This is a genomic window from Mycobacterium sp. NGS17 (assembly GCF_059813205.1).
In genome coordinates, this window is the sequence record NZ_JCALED010000010.1 from 136,625 (window position 1) to 151,653 (window position 15,029).

The window sequence follows — 15,029 nt, forward strand, 5'->3', positions numbered from 1 at the left end:
GTCGCCCGCGTGCTAACCCCGGCGTGCCGCTACTGTTGACTGTTGCCCAGACGGGACCCGCCAGCGGGTGCCACGATTTCACATGTTGGGACGCACGGATGAAATTCGATCGTGGGGAAGTTACACGAAGGTGCTGTTGACTCCGGGCGAGGAGCCTATTGCTCTGCCCAACCCGGTGGTTCCGGGTAAGGCCTCCGCTGAGGTCAGCGCCTCGGCGCTGCGACGGGTATTGCGACGGGCTCGGGATGGCGTTGCGCTGAACATCGACGAGGCGGCGGTCGCGATGACCGCGCGCGGGGCGGATCTCGCGGATCTGTGTGCCAGCGCGGCCCGCGTGCGCGACGCGGGCCTGGAGTCGGCCGGCCGGCGCGGGCCGGGCGGCGGCCTGCCGATCACCTACTCGCGCAAGGTTTTTATCCCGGTCACCCACCTCTGCCGGGACAGCTGTCATTACTGCACCTTCGTCACCGTCCCGGGCAAGCTGCGCGCCCAAGGGGCCGGCATCTATCTCGAGCCCGACGAAATCCTCGACATCGCCAAGCGCGGCGGCGAACTCGGTTGCAAGGAAGCGTTATTCACCCTCGGCGATCGGCCCGAGGATCGCTGGCCGGAAGCGCGCGAGTGGTTGGAGGAGCGTGGCTACGACTCCACGCTGTCCTACGTGCGGGCCATGGCGATCCGGGTGCTCGAAGAGACCGGGCTGTTGCCGCACCTGAATCCGGGCGTGATGAGCTGGTCGGAGATGGCGCGGCTCAAGCCGGTGGCGCCGTCGATGGGCATGATGCTCGAGACGACATCGCGCCGGCTGTTCGAGACGAAAGGGCTTGCGCACTACGGCAGCCCGGACAAGGACCCGGCCGTGCGCCTGCGCGCGCTGACCGACGCGGGCCGGTTGTCGATTCCGTTCACCACCGGCCTGCTGGTCGGCATCGGCGAGACCCTCGCCGAGCGTGCCGACACCTTGCATGCGATCCGCAAGTCGCACAAGGAGTTCGGCCACGTGCAGGAAGTGATCGTGCAGAACTTCCGGGCCAAGGAACACACCGCGATGGCCGCCGTCCCCGACCTCGGCATCGAGGATTACCTGGCGACGGTGGCGGTCGCGCGGTTGGTGCTCGGGCCGGCGATGCGCATCCAGGCCCCGCCGAACCTGGTGTCGCGCGACGAGTGCCTGGCGCTGATCGGCGCCGGAGTCGATGACTGGGGCGGGGTTTCACCACTGACACCCGACCACGTCAACCCGGAGCGGCCGTGGCCGGCCCTGGACGACCTGGCCGCCGTCACCGCCGCGGCCGGCTACGAGCTGGTGCAGCGGTTGACCGCGCAGCCCCGATACGTGCAGGCGGGCTCGGCCTGGATCGACCCGCGCGTGCAGGGACATGTGAGCGCGCTGGCCGATCCGGCGACCGGATTGGCCCGCGACGTCAACCCGGTAGGCATGCCCTGGCAGGAGCCCGACGACGTCGGCTCCTCGGGCCGGGTCGACCTCAACGCGGCGATCGACAGCGAGGGCCGCAACACCGAAACCCGCAGCGACATCGACAGCGCCTTCGGCGACTGGGAATCGATCCGTGCCCACGTTCACGAACTGGCCGCCCAAGGCGCGAAAGCGCCCGAACGCCTGGACACCGACGTACTCGCGGCGCTGCGCTCGGCCGAGCGCGACCCGGCCGGCTGCTCCGACGCCGAATACCTGTCGCTGGCGACCGCCGACGGTCCGGCCCTGGAAGCGGTTGCCGCCCTTGCCGATACGCTGCGCCGCGAGACCGTCGGCGATGACGTGACCTTCGTGGTGAACCGCAACATCAACTTCACCAACATCTGCTACACCGGGTGCAGGTTCTGCGCGTTCGCCCAGCGCAAGGGCGACGCCGACGCCTACTCGCTGTCCACCGACGAGGTCGCCGATCGCGCGTGGGAGGCCCACGTCCAAGGCGCCACCGAGGTGTGCATGCAGGGCGGCATCGACCCCGAGCTGCCGGTGACGGGCTACGCCGACCTGGTCCGCGCCGTCAAAGCGCGGGTTCCCTCGATGCACGTGCACGCGTTCTCCCCGATGGAGATCGCCAACGGTGTCACCAAGAGCGGGATGAGCATTCGTGAGTGGCTGATCAGCCTGCGCGAAGCCGGCTTGGACACCATCCCCGGCACCGCCGCCGAGATCTTGGACGACGAAGTGCGCTGGGTGCTCACCAAGGGCAAGTTGCCGACGTCGCTGTGGATCGAAATCGTCAGCACCGCACACGAAGTCGGGTTGCGGTCGTCGTCGACCATGATGTACGGCCACGTCGACAGCCCGCGGCACTGGGTGGGCCACCTCAACGTGTTGCGCGACATCCAGGACCGCACCGGCGGTTTCACCGAGTTCGTGCCGCTGCCGTTCGTGCATCAGAGCTCACCGCTGTATCTGGCCGGCGCGTCGCGCCCCGGGCCCACCCATCGTGACAACCGGGCGGTGCATGCGCTGGCGCGAATCATGTTGCACGGCCGCATTTCTCAAATCCAGACCAGCTGGGTCAAGCTCGGCGTCGAGCGCACGCAGGTGATGCTCAACGGCGGTGCCAACGACCTGGGCGGCACGTTGATGGAGGAGACCATCTCGCGGATGGCCGGTTCCGAACACGGCTCGTCCAAGACGGTGGCGGAGCTGACCGCGATCGCCGCGGGCATCGGCCGCCCGGCGCGGCAGCGCACCACCGACTACACGCCCATGGCCGCGTAGTTCGCTTTCTTGTCACAGGCGGCGGGTATACCCGAGGCCGTGAAGCGACGAATCGACGACGACCGATTTCCCGAGTGGGCACCGTTCGTGGATGCGGTACGCGGGCGCGGGCCCGACGCCGGCACGTGGTGCGAGGCCTGGACCGTGCGCGACATCGTGGTCCATCAGGCCGGAAACGCCGAAGAACTCGCGCGGGTGCTCGGCGCGCACCTGGACGGTCAGCCCGTGGCCACCCGCAGCTTCGAGGAGCGCGAGGGCCCGTTGCGCGCCTTGAACGACGCGGATCTGTGGGACGCGCTGACCGACAGGATGGCCACGCTCAACGAGGTCGCGGTGGCGGCCGAAGGCGTGCCCGCCGACACCGACGTCGCCTGGACGGGGCGCACCATGAAAGTGCCCTGGTTCGCCGAGCACATGCGCGAAGAACTCGTCCTGCACAGCTGGGATATCACCGGCGACGAGCCGGCCGCCCAGGCCCGGCTGGCCGAGCCGTGGATGACCACCCACAGCGTCGTGGCCGTCGGCAGGCCATTGTTGGTGAAAGGGGCCAAGCTGCTGGGTCCGGGTGAGCGCATCGAGGCTCGCCTGCGAGCCGAGGGCACCGACGATGTGGTCCTGGCCGCCGAGCCGGATCAGGTCAGCATCGGCCTTGCCGAGCCGGAAGGCCCGGCCACCCTGGAAACCGACGCCGCCGCGCGCGTGCTGCTGCTGTGGGGCCGCAGGCCGGCCGATCCGTCACGCATCCGCAGCCGCGCCGGCGCTGAAAAACTAGGACGGGTGCGCGGACTGCTCAGCGGTTACTGAGCAGTCCGCGCCCGGTCGGCCTAGTAGTTGTTACAGACGGTGGCGACTTGCTGGATCGTGCCCATGAACGCCGCGGCCTGCGGCATTGCCTGGATCTCCTGCTCCATCTGCACGCGCTTCGCCGGCGGCGCGGCGAGGAACTTGCGCAGGTAGCTCTGGGCGACCGGCGATTGGTTGAACTGCTGGGCGGTGGCCGGGTCCGTCGCGTTCAGCGCGGCCATGACCTGCCCGTAGTTGCAGGTGGTATCGGTGACCGGGTCGGCCGATGCGACCCCGGCCGCGGCGGTCAACGCCACCGCTGCGCTGCCAACCGCAACGCCTAATTTGCTCAACGACAGCCTCATGTGTGGAACCCTTCCCCAATTAATGCACCGCGCTACGGCGGTGACATCTGCCAAGCGGTTGCCGGCTCTCGCCCGAGATTACCAGGCCCCGCGAGGGTGCTTGTGACGCAACGGATATCGCAGGCCGCCGCTGGGCCGTTACTCTGTGCAGCTCAGCGCTTGTTCACGGCGTTCGCGCTCAGCGAAACGGGGTCGCCTCGCAGGGTCCGAGACTGACGGTCTTAAATCGGTGAACCGACAGGCGCGCCGAATGGTTGACCTGTATCTGCAACGTCTAGTATCAGTAACCGAAAGCTTCACCGGAGGCGGTCGTACACGCCGGTGCGAGCTGAACAGCAGCCCACATTTCAGCCGGAGTACCTGGAGGAGACGTCTGTGACCTACACGATCGCCGAACCCTGTGTCGACATCAAGGACAAAGCCTGTATCGAGGAGTGCCCGGTCGACTGCATCTATGAAGGCGCTCGGATGCTCTACATCCACCCCGACGAGTGCGTCGACTGCGGGGCGTGCGAGCCGGTCTGCCCCGTCGAAGCGATCTACTACGAAGACGATGTGCCGGACCAGTGGAGCCAGTACACGCAGATCAACGCCGACTTCTTCGCCGAGCTGGGGTCGCCCGGCGGCGCGGCCAAGGTGGGCATGACCGAGAACGACCCGCAAGTGGTCAAGGATCTGCCACCCCAGGGCGAAGGCGACTGAGCGGCCCGGTGCCCCACCAGCTCAAAAGGGGCCGGCCGGCGGTGTCGGCGTCTCTGCCCGAGTTCCCCTGGGACACCCTGGCCGACGCGAAAGCGCAGGCCAGTGCGCATCCGGATGGGATCGTCGACCTTTCCGTCGGCACCCCGGTCGACCCCGTTGCCCCCGTGATCCAGGAGGCGCTGACCACCGCCGCATCGGCGTCGGGGTATCCCGCCACCGCAGGCACCGCCCGGCTGCGCGAATCGGCGGTCGCCGCGCTGGACCGCCGGTTCGGCATCACCGGGCTGACCGAGGAGGCCGTGCTTCCGGTGGTGGGCAGCAAGGAGCTGATCGCGTGGCTGCCCACGCTGCTCGGCCTGGGCCCCGCGGACGTGATCGTGGTGCCCGAGCTGGCATATCCCACGTACGACGTCGGGGCCCGCCTGGCCGGGGCGCGGGTGCTGCGCGCGGATTCCCTGACCCAGCTGGGCCCGCAATCGCCGTCGCTGTACTACCTGAACTCGCCGAGCAATCCGACCGGACGCGTCCTGGGCGTCGATCACTTGCGCAAAGTGGTCGGATGGGCCCGCGACAGGGGCTGCCTGGTGGCCTCCGACGAGTGCTATCTGGGGTTGGGCTGGGACGACCAGCCGCTGTCGATCCTGCACCCTTCGGTGTGCGAGGGCGACCACACGGGCCTGATCGCGATCCACTCTTTGTCGAAGAGCTCGTCGCTGGCCGGGTACCGGGCCGGCTTCGTCGCCGGAGACCCCGAGGTGATCGCCGAACTGCTGGCCGTGCGCAAGCACGCCGGGATGATGGTGCCGACGCCGGTGCAGGCGGCCATGGTTGCCGCACTGGACGACGACGCTCACGAACTGGCGCAGCGGGAGCGCTACGAACGGCGCCGCGCGGCCCTGCTGCCCGCCCTGCGTTCGGCCGGCTTCGCCATCGACCATTCTGAAGCCGGCCTCTACCTGTGGGCCACGCGCGGCGAGCCATGCCATGCCAGCGTTGCCTGGCTGGCGCAGCGCGGCATCTTGGCGGCGCCGGGTGATTTCTACGGGCCGCGCGGTGCGCAGCACGTGCGGGTTGCGCTGACGGCCACGGATGAGCGGATCGCCGCCGCCGTGCAGCGGCTCTCCTAGCCGACTCCACCACCTGGGCATCCAGAGCCCGCCCTTGCGTGCACAATGCATCGGAGGCATTTCACGTTCTCGGGGTAAGGACGGTGGTCGTGACCAGTTCGACCGGCAAGCTGCGCATCCCGCTCTCGGTAGGGGACATCGCGAAACGGGTGTTCCTTGGGAAGCCGCTGATCACCGAAGACTTAGCATCGGAAAAGCTTTCGAATCCGGTGGCGCTGGGGGCGCTGTCGCCGGACGCGATCTCGTCGACGGCCTATGGCCCCGAACAGGTCTTGATCGAATTGCTGCCGCATGCAGGTCTTGCGGCATTCGTGTTGTTGCTTCCCATCACCGGCGTCATCTTGCTGATCTTGGTCTTGGTCGCCGCGTCTTATCGTCAGGTCGTGATGGCCTACACCCGAGCGGGTGGGTCGTACATCGTCGCACGGGAGAATTTCGGGCCCCGGGTCGCGCAGGTCGCGGCCGCGGCACTGTTGATCGATTATGTCGTCACCGTGGCTGTGCAGTCGGCGGCCGGGACGGTTGCGGTGGTGTCCGCAATCCCTGCGCTTGGCCCGCATAGTCTGCAAATCACCGTCGGGGTGGTGGTGATGATTTGCTACTTGAACCTGCGCGGGCTCAAGGAAGCGGGATGGCAGTTCGCGTTCGCGACCTACTTTTTCGCCGCCATGGTCGGCTTGACGATCATCGTTGGGGTGGTGCGAGCGCTATTCGGCGATCTGCCGGTATACGACCCGGCACACCTGGCCGGGACGGTGCCGGTCCATCAGGGCGGTGGCCTGGTGATGGGCGCCACGGTGTTGACGCTGTTGCGCTCGTTCGCCAATGGGGGTTCGTCGTTGACGGGGGTCGAGGCGATCTCGAATACCGTCGACGTGTTCCGAAAGCCGCAGGGGCGCAACGCACGTCGGGTGCTTACCGCGATGGCAGCCATTCTGGGTTTCTTACTCGGTGGTGTCGCCTTCCTCGCGTACGTCACCCATGCCACCCCATATCTGGAAGAATATCCGTCGGTCTTGTCGCAGATCGGGCGAGCGGTGTTCGGGCACGGCGTGCTCGGCGACGTCTTCTTCACGCTGGTTCAGGCGTCTACCGCCGCCATCTTGTTCACCGGGGCGAATACCAGTTTCAACGGATTTCCGGCTCTGGCCAGTTTCGTTGCGGAAGATCGGTTCCTGCCACGCCAGCTGATGAAACGTGGGCACCGACTGGTGTTCTCCAACGGGATCATCGCGCTGACCGGCCTGTCGGTGCTTCTGTTGCTGGTGACGGGCGGTTCGGTGAACGCGCTGGTGCCTTTTTATGCGATCGGCGTGTTCACCGGCTTTTCGATGGCCGGCTACGGCATGACCAAACACCATCTCACGCATCGGGAGCGGGGTTGGCGGCGCCGGCTGGCGATCAACCTGTCCGCGGCGATTCTGTCGACGATCGTGGTGGGCATCTTCGCGGTCGCGAAATTCACCGAGGGTGCGTGGCTGGTGGTCGTCGTGTTCCCCTTGCTGGTGTTCGTGCTGATGCGACTCAATCGCGAATACCGTGCCGAGGCAGCGATTCTCGAGATGTTCCGCACCGACCGTCCGGAATTGGTGAAATACGCGCGGCACAAGGTCTTCGTGTTTGTGAACTCCGTTGACCTGGCGGTGATCGAGGCGCTGCGCTACGGCAGGGGACTGCGGGCCGACGAGTTGATCGCGGTGCATTTCATGGTCGACCCGGCCCACGCGGCGCAGCTGCGAAAGCGCTGGGACCACTTCGAACTCGACACCCCGTTGCGAGTGGTGGACTGCCCAGACCGGCGGATCACCCGGGCGGCGCAGGTGTTGGTCGCCAAAGCTCGCGATGAGCATCGGAACACCAACGTCACGGTGTTACTACCGCGCCGCACGTACGCACCGTTGCTGGGTCGCCTTCTGCACGACCGCACCGCGGACAAAGTCTCCCGCGCGGTCAGCCTGATTCCGGACGCCGCGGCGACGATCGTGCCTTACGACGTGCAAACGCGGATCCAGCAGGCTTACCCGCACAACTTCGAGCAACGGGTCGCACGCGAGCTCGACAAGATGGAGGCCTGGATCAGCCAGGACGAAGACCAGGTTGTGGAAGCGTATGAACACCCCGACCGCGGGCCCGCGCTGATCACCGTATCGGGTTTGATACCCGGGCAGCGCGCCACGTTTGAAGGACGGGTGAATCAAATCGAAGACATCAACGAAGGCAGGCGGACTCGCCGCCACGTCGTCGTAGGCGACAACAGCGGCGAAATCGGCGTCACCTTCCGCTCCGGGCACGGTGGGGCCGACATCGCGCCCGGTCAGGTTCTGCGGATCACGGGCAAGCCCAAGCAATCCGGCAACCGGCCTATGTCGTTGATCGATCCGACTTATCACGTCATCGAGGATCCGGCGAAGGACACCGAGTCCGAGGATTCCGGACAAACCAGCGACACGTAGCTCCGCGGCCCTAGGCGGTTTCCCGCAGGATGGTCGCCAGGAAAAACCGGTTTAATTTGGCCATCTTTACTTGTGGACTGGTTCTGATCCGGATTGATTGATAAACAATATGGGTAAGTGGGTGGCCAGGATCGATGCGATGCGAAGGATGGTAAGTGGCCGTAAGGGTTTCGTCATCGTGTGTCGAGACGGTCGGTTCCCGCTTCGTGCGCACGCGTGCACGCGCGGCCGAAACGTCGTGAACAGGAGCTGGACATGGCCAACAACATCACCTGGCACGAACATCAGATAAGCCGCGCCGAGCGCGAGGGCCTCAATGGGCACAAGGGCTGCGTCATCTGGTTCACCGGCTTGAGCGGCAGCGGCAAGAGCACGGTGGCCAACGTCGTCGAGCAGAAGCTCTACGAGCGCGGCATCCGCAGCTTCTTGCTGGACGGAGACAACGTCCGCTACGGGCTCAATGCCGGCCCGGAACTGCTCGAAGAGCGCCACGGGCCCGAATTTGCGAAGCGGTTCGGTCTGGGATTCTCCGCCCAGGATCGCGAGGAGAACATTCGCCGGATCGGCGCCGTCGCGAAGCTGTTCTGCGAATCGGGCGTCATCGCTTTGACGGCCTTCATCAGCCCTTACGTTCGCGATCGTGACGCCATTCGGGCCACCTTGCACGACGGTGATTTTCAGGAGATCTTCATCGACACCCCGATCGAGATCTGCGAGCAGCGTGATCCGAAAGGGCTCTACAAGAAAGCCCGGGCCGGCGAGATCAAGGGATTCACCGGAATCGACGACCCCTATGAGGCACCGGCGCGACCGGAACTGAGGCTCGAAGGCGGCAGCAAGGACGCGGACACGCTGGCCGAGGAGGTCATCGCCCACCTCGAGCGGGTCGGCGTCATCTCGGGCCCGGTCCGCCGAGACGCGTAGCGGACAGTCCGGCAGTGACGGCGTCGTCCGGTCGCTGATTACCGAAACGAGGTCATTTTCATGAGCTATCAGGGTCATAACGGGAAGCCGATCGTGGAACGGGTGTCCACGGAGAATGCGGCGAGTCAGATCGATGGGCTGGCGCGCATCCCGATCTCGAAAGCCACCGCGCACGAAGTGATCAGCCTGTCGTACGGGTTCTTCACCCCGCTGTCGGGGTTCATGGGCCGGCGCGAAGTGGATGGCACGCTGGACGACTTTCAACTGCCCGACGGCACGCTGTGGAGCATCCCGATCGTCTTCGATCTGTCCGCGCAAGACGTCGAAAAGTTCGGGGTGAAAGAGGGCGAACGCGTCGTGCTCGAATATCTCGATGCCCCGATGGCGATCTTCGAGGTCTCCGAGATCTACGTGTACGACTTGGAGCGGATGGCCCAAAAGACCTACGGGACCACCGATCCGCGGCACCCGGGAGTCAAGAAGACCCTGGCTTACGCGAATCGCTTCATCGGCGGTGACGTCACGCTCATCAATGAGCCGGTGTTCAACGAGCCGTTCAAGAGCTTCTGGTTGACTCCGCGGCAGCACAAGGATGCGCTGGCGAAAAAGGATTGGAAGCGTGCGGTCGCCCATCAGACCCGAAACGTTCCGCACACCGGCCACGAGGCCTTGATGAAGCAGGCCTGGCTGGCGGCCAACGAGGACCAGCCCGTCGACAACCTGAACACCGGTGTGCTGGTCAATGCCATCATCGGCCAGAAACGTGTAGGAGACTACATCGACGAGGCAATCCTGTTGGCGCAGAACGCATTGCGGACCAGCGGGTATTTCCGCGAGGACGTCCACCTGGTGTCGTTCACGCTGTGGGACATGCGCTATGCGGGGCCCCGGGAGGCCATCTTCCATGCGATCTTGCGGACGAACCTCGGCTGCACGCATCACATGTTCGGCCGCGACCACGCCGGCGTCGGGGATTTCTACCACCCGTACGATTCCCAGAACATCCTCAAGCAGCACCGCGGCGAGCTGGGGATCAAACCGGTGTTCTTGCGGGAGAACTGGTACTGCCCGGTCTGCCAGGAGGTCACCAACTCGGCGCTGTGCGGCCACGACGAAAAGTCACAAAGCTTCAGCGGCAGCCTGATTCGCAGCATCCTGACCGACGAGGTCAAGCCGACCCAAAAGGTGATGCGGCACGAGGTGTTCGAAGTGGTGATGGACAGCGCCGCCAGGTACGGCCAGGGTTCGCCGTTCGTCACCGAGGAGTATCTGAAAGACAGACTGCCGGTCTTTACGCTGAACCAATTGGAGAACTCATGAGCGCGGGTGGCAAGAGGATCAAGGTCAACGTCTGGATCAACGAGGAACGCCTGGAAGCGCTGGCCAATGCGGGAATGGCGGACCGGGCGATCGAGGCGTTCGCCGGCATGAAGCTGCTCGAGATCTACGCCACCGAGGAGCAGAAAGACGTTCTGCTGCAGCGCTTTCCCGGGGCGAAGTACGACTCGGCGACCACCCGCTCGATCGAACTGCTCCCGAAGCAGGCCAAGGACAGGCTGCTGGAGCTTTCCATCAAGATGCACTCCACCGGCCCGGATGTGGTGGGTCACTTTCTCGAGGAATCCGAGACGGCGAACAGCCAATAGGGGCCGTCGCCGAGCGCGTTAGTCGCTCTCCAGCACCCGCAAACTCAGCGAAAAGAGCAGCCGCACCTCGGGATCGGCCAGCGACGCCGACAACAACTTCTCGATCCGGCGCACCCGGTAGCGAACCGTGTTCGGGTGCACTCGCAACGATTGCGCGGCCGCGGTGATGTCGCCGAAGGCATCCAGATAGATCCGCAGCGTCTCGGCCAGCACCGGATCGTCAGCGCGCAACGCCGCGATCCGAGGATCGATCAACCGCTCGTCGCTACCGACCAGGGTCACGATTTCGTCGAGTAGCACGGCGGTACGCGCTTCGGCCAACGACGTGACCTGTCCGAACGAAATCGGATGCCGCTCTGCGCTGTCCAACACGCGGTCGACTTCGATGCGCGCGGCGGCGGCCCGCGCAAGGCCGGCGATCGGTGCGGCGATCGCCGCCCTCAGCTGCACCCCGAGTTCGGCGCGCATGGCGCCGATGGTGCCGCGCACCCATGAGGTGACGGCCCGGTTGTGCGTCTGCGGAAGGAGCACATACGTTCGCGCACCGTGCGAGGCGACCTGGGCGTCATGACGAAAAGCGCTGGCGCTCAGCGCAATGACGTCAGCGAGCCGAGCCTGGCGGGGCGAGCCGTCCGCCACGTCCCAACCGATCACGGCCGCATCGCCGTCGGCGGCAAGACCGAGTTCACGGCCTATGGCGGCCGCGTCGACATGCGCATCCGCATCCGCATCGGCGAGGCCGAGAAGTTGCTGCACCCGGCGGGCGTGCGTCGATGGTCGGGCCGTCAGCCGCGACATGATGCGGGCAGCCAGCACGGCGGCACCGCGCACCATCTCCTCGGCGTCGTCGGCGAGCGGTTGCGAACCCTGCTGTACCCAGATCGTGCCGGCGAACACCGGGGATCGCCGCGCGTCGGGTGGGGGCTGGTAGACCCCTACGGCCAGTCGCGGTCGCAGTCCCAGCTCGGGCCGCTCGGCGACGCGGACCACGTCACCTCCCGACCGCAGCGCATCGAAAATGCCCCACTGGGCGATCCACTCGAGGTGCTCGGGCGGACCCGCCCGGCCCAGGATGGAGAGGCGGCGCAATTCGTCGGCTTCGTCGTTGGAGGCCGAATAGGCCAGGACGTGCGATTGGGCGTTTTCGATGCTGACCATGCCGTGGATGCGGTCGGCGAGCGACTGCGCCAACCCGAACAGGTCGGTACCCGAGTCGTCGGTCGCGTCCGCGCGGTCACCGTGATGCTCCAGGACGTGGTTGACCAGCTGATAGAGCCGCTCCCAGCGGGCCTGCGGGTCGGCGGCCACCACAGCCGAGCCGGCCGCAACCGCCTTGGCCACCAAGGCATTCGAGGGTTCCTTGACGAAGATGGCCACCGGCACGTGTTCGCGCGTCTGCCTGTCCATCCACCGCAGGGCCTCGTCGCCGACGACGCCCAACAGGAAAAAGACGTCGGCGGAACCCGCCGCGGCCGCCAGCCCGAGCCGCACGTCGTCGGAGTCGATCAGCGCCACCGACGCCACCGGCAGGTCCAGGCCCCGGGGCGCGTCAACCAGGCTCACCAGGGTCGCGTCCAACGCAAGTAGCAGCTGTCCCAGCCCCACGCCGGACATGTTGTCCGATCTTACTACCGCTAGCGGCTCATCTTGTCCGATCGGCTAATTCACTGCGCGCCCGCCGCGGGGATCCTTGCGGCATGGACGCGATAACCCAGGTCCCGATGCCGGCCAACGAGCCGGTCCACGAATACGCACCGCACTCCCCGGAGCGCACCCGCCTCAACGCCGAACTGGCCGCTCTGGCCGACCACCCGATCGACCTCCCGCATGTCATCGGCGGCAAACACCGCATGGGCGACGGCGAGCGCATCGACGTCGTCCAGCCCCACCGGCACGCCGCGACGCTGGGCACCCTCACCAACGCCGGGCACGCGGATGCGACCGCCGCCATCGAAGCGGCGATGGCGGCGAAATCCGATTGGGCGGCAATGCCGTTCGACGAGCGTGCCGCGATATTCCTGCGCGCCGCCGACCTGCTGGCCGGGCCGTGGCGGGAGAAGATCGCCGCCGCGACCATGCTCGGCCAATCCAAGTCGGTCTACCAGGCCGAGATCGACGCGCCCTGCGAGCAGATCGACTTCTGGCGCTTCAACGTGGCGTTCGCGCGGCAGATCCTGGCGCAGCAGCCGATCAGCGGGCCGGGGGAATGGAATCGCAGCGAATACCGGCCGCTGGACGGCTTCGTCTACGCGATCACGCCGTTCAACTTCACCTCGATCGCGGGCAATCTGCCGACCGCTCCGGCGCTGATGGGCAACACCGTGGTGTGGAAGCCGTCGATCACCCAGACGTTGTCGGCCTACCTGACCATGCGATTGCTCGAGGCGGCCGGATTGCCGCCCGGGGTGATCAACCTGGTGACCGGCGACGGCTTCGCCGTGTCCGATGTGGCGCTGGACGACTCGCGGCTGGCGGGAATCCACTTCACCGGGTCGACGGCGACGTTTCAGCAGCTATGGCAGCGGGTGGGCGCCAATATCGGCCGCTATCACAGCTATCCGCGGCTGGTCGGCGAGACCGGCGGCAAAGACTTCGTCGTCGCACACGCCTCTGCGCGCTCGGACGTGTTGTGCACGGCGCTGATCCGCGGTGCTTTCGACTACCAGGGCCAGAAGTGCTCGGCGGCGTCGCGGGCCTTCATACCGCAGTCGGTGTGGCGCCGCATGGGTGACGACTTTTTGGGCAAGACCGCGGCGTTGCGCTACGGCGACGTCACCGATCTGACCAACTTCGGGGGGGCGCTGATCGACCGGCGCGCCTTCATCAAGAACGTCGACGCCATCGAACGGGCCAAGGGCGCGCCGCACGTCACCATCGCCGTCGGTGGCGAATACGACGACGGCGAAGGCTATTTCGTCCGGCCCACGGTATTACTGTCCGACGATCCGGGCGACGAGTCGTTCGCGACGGAATACTTCGGCCCGCTGCTGTCGGTGCACGTGTACCCCGACGACGATTACGAGCGGATCCTCGGCGTCGTCGACACCGGGTCTCGCTACGCGTTGACCGGCGCGGTCATCGCCGACGACCGCGACGCCGTGCTCACCGCCCAGCATCGGCTGCGGTTCGCGGCCGGCAACTTCTACATCAACGACAAGCCATCCGGCGCGGTCGTCGGGCGCCAGCCGTTCGGGGGGTCGCGTGGCTCGGGCACCAATGACAAAGCCGGATCGATGCTGAACATGTTGCGCTGGACGTCGGCTCGCACCATCAAGGAGACCTTCATCCCCGCAACCGACCACACCTATCCGCATATGGGCGCCGACTGATGGCCGGGCTGTTCGCCGCCACGCTGCGCCCGGCGATCATGGCCGCGAGCCGCCGCGATGGCTTGCGCCGCACCGCCGAACGGCTGGCGGTCACCCGGAAAGTGGTGCACCGGTTCATCCCCGGGGAGACGATTGACTCGGCCCTGAATTGCACGGCGGCCCTGCGTGATTCGGGCCGCTTCGTCAGCGTCGACTATCTGGGCGAGGACGTCGCCGACCCCGACGGCGCCGACGCGGCGGTGCGGGTCTACCTGGACCTGATCGAGGCGCTGGATGGGCTCGGTCCCACGAGCGGCGCAGTCCGGCCTTTGGAAGTCTCGGTCAAGCTGTCGGCGCTGGGGCAGTCGCTGGGACGCGACGGGCACAAGATCGCGCGGGAGAACGCCTGGTCGATCTGCGCGGCCGCCCAGCGCGCGGCTGTGTGGGTCACCGTCGATGCCGAGAACCACGCCACCACCGATTCGACGCTGCGCATCGTGCGCGACCTGCGCACCGAATTTCCTTGGCTGGGCGTGGTTCTGCAGGCCTACCTGCGGCGCACCCTGGACGACTGCGAAGAGTTCGCCGACTCCGGCGCCCGGGTCAGGCTGTGCAAGGGCGCCTACGACGAACCCGCCTCGCTGGCTCACCGCGCGCCCGCCGAGGTCAACGACTCCTACCTGGCCTGCCTGCGAGTGCTGATGACCGGGTCCGGCTACCCGATGGTGGCCTCCCACGATCCGGAGATCATCAGCGCGGTGCCGGAGATGGCGCGCGAATCAGGCCGCCGCAGCGGCGAATTCGAATATCAAATGCTCTATGGCATCCGCGACGACGAGCAGCGGAGTCTCGTCGCGGCCGGTAACCAGCTGCGGGTGTACGTCCCGTTCGGCACCCAGTGGTACGGCTACTTCATGCGACGGGTGGCCGAGCGGCCGGCCAATCTGGCGTTCTTCCTGCGGGCGCTGACGCAGCGGCGTTGAGCGTGCATCCTTGGCG

At 66.5% G+C, this 15,029-nt stretch carries 12 protein-coding genes; 10 read left to right on the forward strand and 2 right to left on the reverse strand.

The features are described from left to right. The first annotated feature begins 82 nt into the window (after positions 1-82). Positions 83-2,722, forward strand: coding sequence for a bifunctional FO biosynthesis protein CofGH (locus tag AC5Y7E_RS20740; protein ID WP_499950578.1), 2,640 nt, complete (start codon positions 83-85; stop codon positions 2,720-2,722). Between the two features lie 39 nt (positions 2,723-2,761). After that, positions 2,762-3,526: a maleylpyruvate isomerase N-terminal domain-containing protein gene (locus AC5Y7E_RS20745; RefSeq protein WP_499950579.1), complete on the forward strand. Its 765-nt coding sequence runs from the start codon at positions 2,762-2,764 to the stop codon at positions 3,524-3,526. A 20-nt stretch (positions 3,527-3,546) separates the two neighbouring features. On the opposite strand, the gene AC5Y7E_RS20750 is transcribed toward AC5Y7E_RS20745, so the two are convergent. Then, positions 3,547-3,870 carry a hemophore-related protein gene (locus AC5Y7E_RS20750; protein ID WP_499921566.1) on the reverse strand — a complete coding sequence of 108 codons (324 nt, stop codon included), beginning with the start codon at positions 3,868-3,870 and terminating at the stop codon, positions 3,547-3,549. Positions 3,871-4,245: 375 nt separating this feature from the next. Here AC5Y7E_RS20750 and fdxA point away from each other — a divergent pair, with 375 nt between their 5' ends. From fdxA to AC5Y7E_RS20780, 6 genes are all read left to right on the forward strand, one after another. Beyond that, a complete protein-coding gene (gene fdxA / locus AC5Y7E_RS20755; RefSeq protein WP_007773662.1) occupies positions 4,246-4,572 on the forward strand; it encodes a ferredoxin in 327 nt (108 codons plus the stop codon). A 41-nt stretch (positions 4,573-4,613) separates the two neighbouring features. Then, positions 4,614-5,699 carry a succinyldiaminopimelate transaminase gene (dapC, locus tag AC5Y7E_RS20760; RefSeq protein WP_499950580.1) on the forward strand — a complete coding sequence of 362 codons (1,086 nt, stop codon included), beginning with the start codon at positions 4,614-4,616 and terminating at the stop codon, positions 5,697-5,699. Between the two features lie 89 nt (positions 5,700-5,788). Continuing rightward, positions 5,789-8,152 carry an amino acid permease gene (locus AC5Y7E_RS20765; protein ID WP_499950581.1) on the forward strand — a complete coding sequence of 788 codons (2,364 nt, stop codon included), beginning with the start codon at positions 5,789-5,791 and terminating at the stop codon, positions 8,150-8,152. Positions 8,153-8,407: 255 nt separating this feature from the next. Then, a complete protein-coding gene (gene cysC, locus AC5Y7E_RS20770) occupies positions 8,408-9,076 on the forward strand; it encodes an adenylyl-sulfate kinase (protein WP_499921563.1) in 669 nt (222 codons plus the stop codon). A gap of 60 nt (positions 9,077-9,136) precedes the next feature. Beyond that, positions 9,137-10,396: a sulfate adenylyltransferase gene (sat, locus tag AC5Y7E_RS20775; protein WP_499950582.1), complete on the forward strand. Its 1,260-nt coding sequence runs from the start codon at positions 9,137-9,139 to the stop codon at positions 10,394-10,396. Beyond that, positions 10,393-10,722, forward strand: a complete 330-nt coding sequence (locus AC5Y7E_RS20780) for a DUF6955 family protein (RefSeq protein ID WP_499921561.1) — start codon at positions 10,393-10,395, stop codon at positions 10,720-10,722. Before sat ends, AC5Y7E_RS20780 begins: the two co-directional genes overlap by 4 nt. Positions 10,723-10,740: 18 nt before the next feature. Here the strand turns inward: AC5Y7E_RS20780 and AC5Y7E_RS20785 are convergent, their stop codons facing one another. Continuing rightward, positions 10,741-12,336 carry a PucR family transcriptional regulator gene (locus AC5Y7E_RS20785; protein WP_499950583.1) on the reverse strand — a complete coding sequence of 532 codons (1,596 nt, stop codon included), beginning with the start codon at positions 12,334-12,336 and terminating at the stop codon, positions 10,741-10,743. An 83-nt stretch (positions 12,337-12,419) separates the two neighbouring features. Between AC5Y7E_RS20785 and pruA the strand changes: the two genes are divergently transcribed. Both pruA and AC5Y7E_RS20795 read left to right on the forward strand, forming a co-directional pair. Beyond that, on the forward strand, positions 12,420-14,051 hold the full coding sequence (gene pruA, locus AC5Y7E_RS20790; RefSeq protein WP_499950584.1) for an L-glutamate gamma-semialdehyde dehydrogenase: 1,632 nt from the start codon (positions 12,420-12,422) through the stop codon (positions 14,049-14,051). After that, the gene (locus AC5Y7E_RS20795) at positions 14,051-15,013 is read left to right on the forward strand and encodes a proline dehydrogenase family protein (RefSeq protein WP_499950585.1); all 963 of its coding nucleotides are present in this window, start codon (positions 14,051-14,053) and stop codon (positions 15,011-15,013) included. Before pruA ends, AC5Y7E_RS20795 begins: the two co-directional genes overlap by 1 nt. Positions 15,014-15,029: the final 16 nt, after the last annotated feature.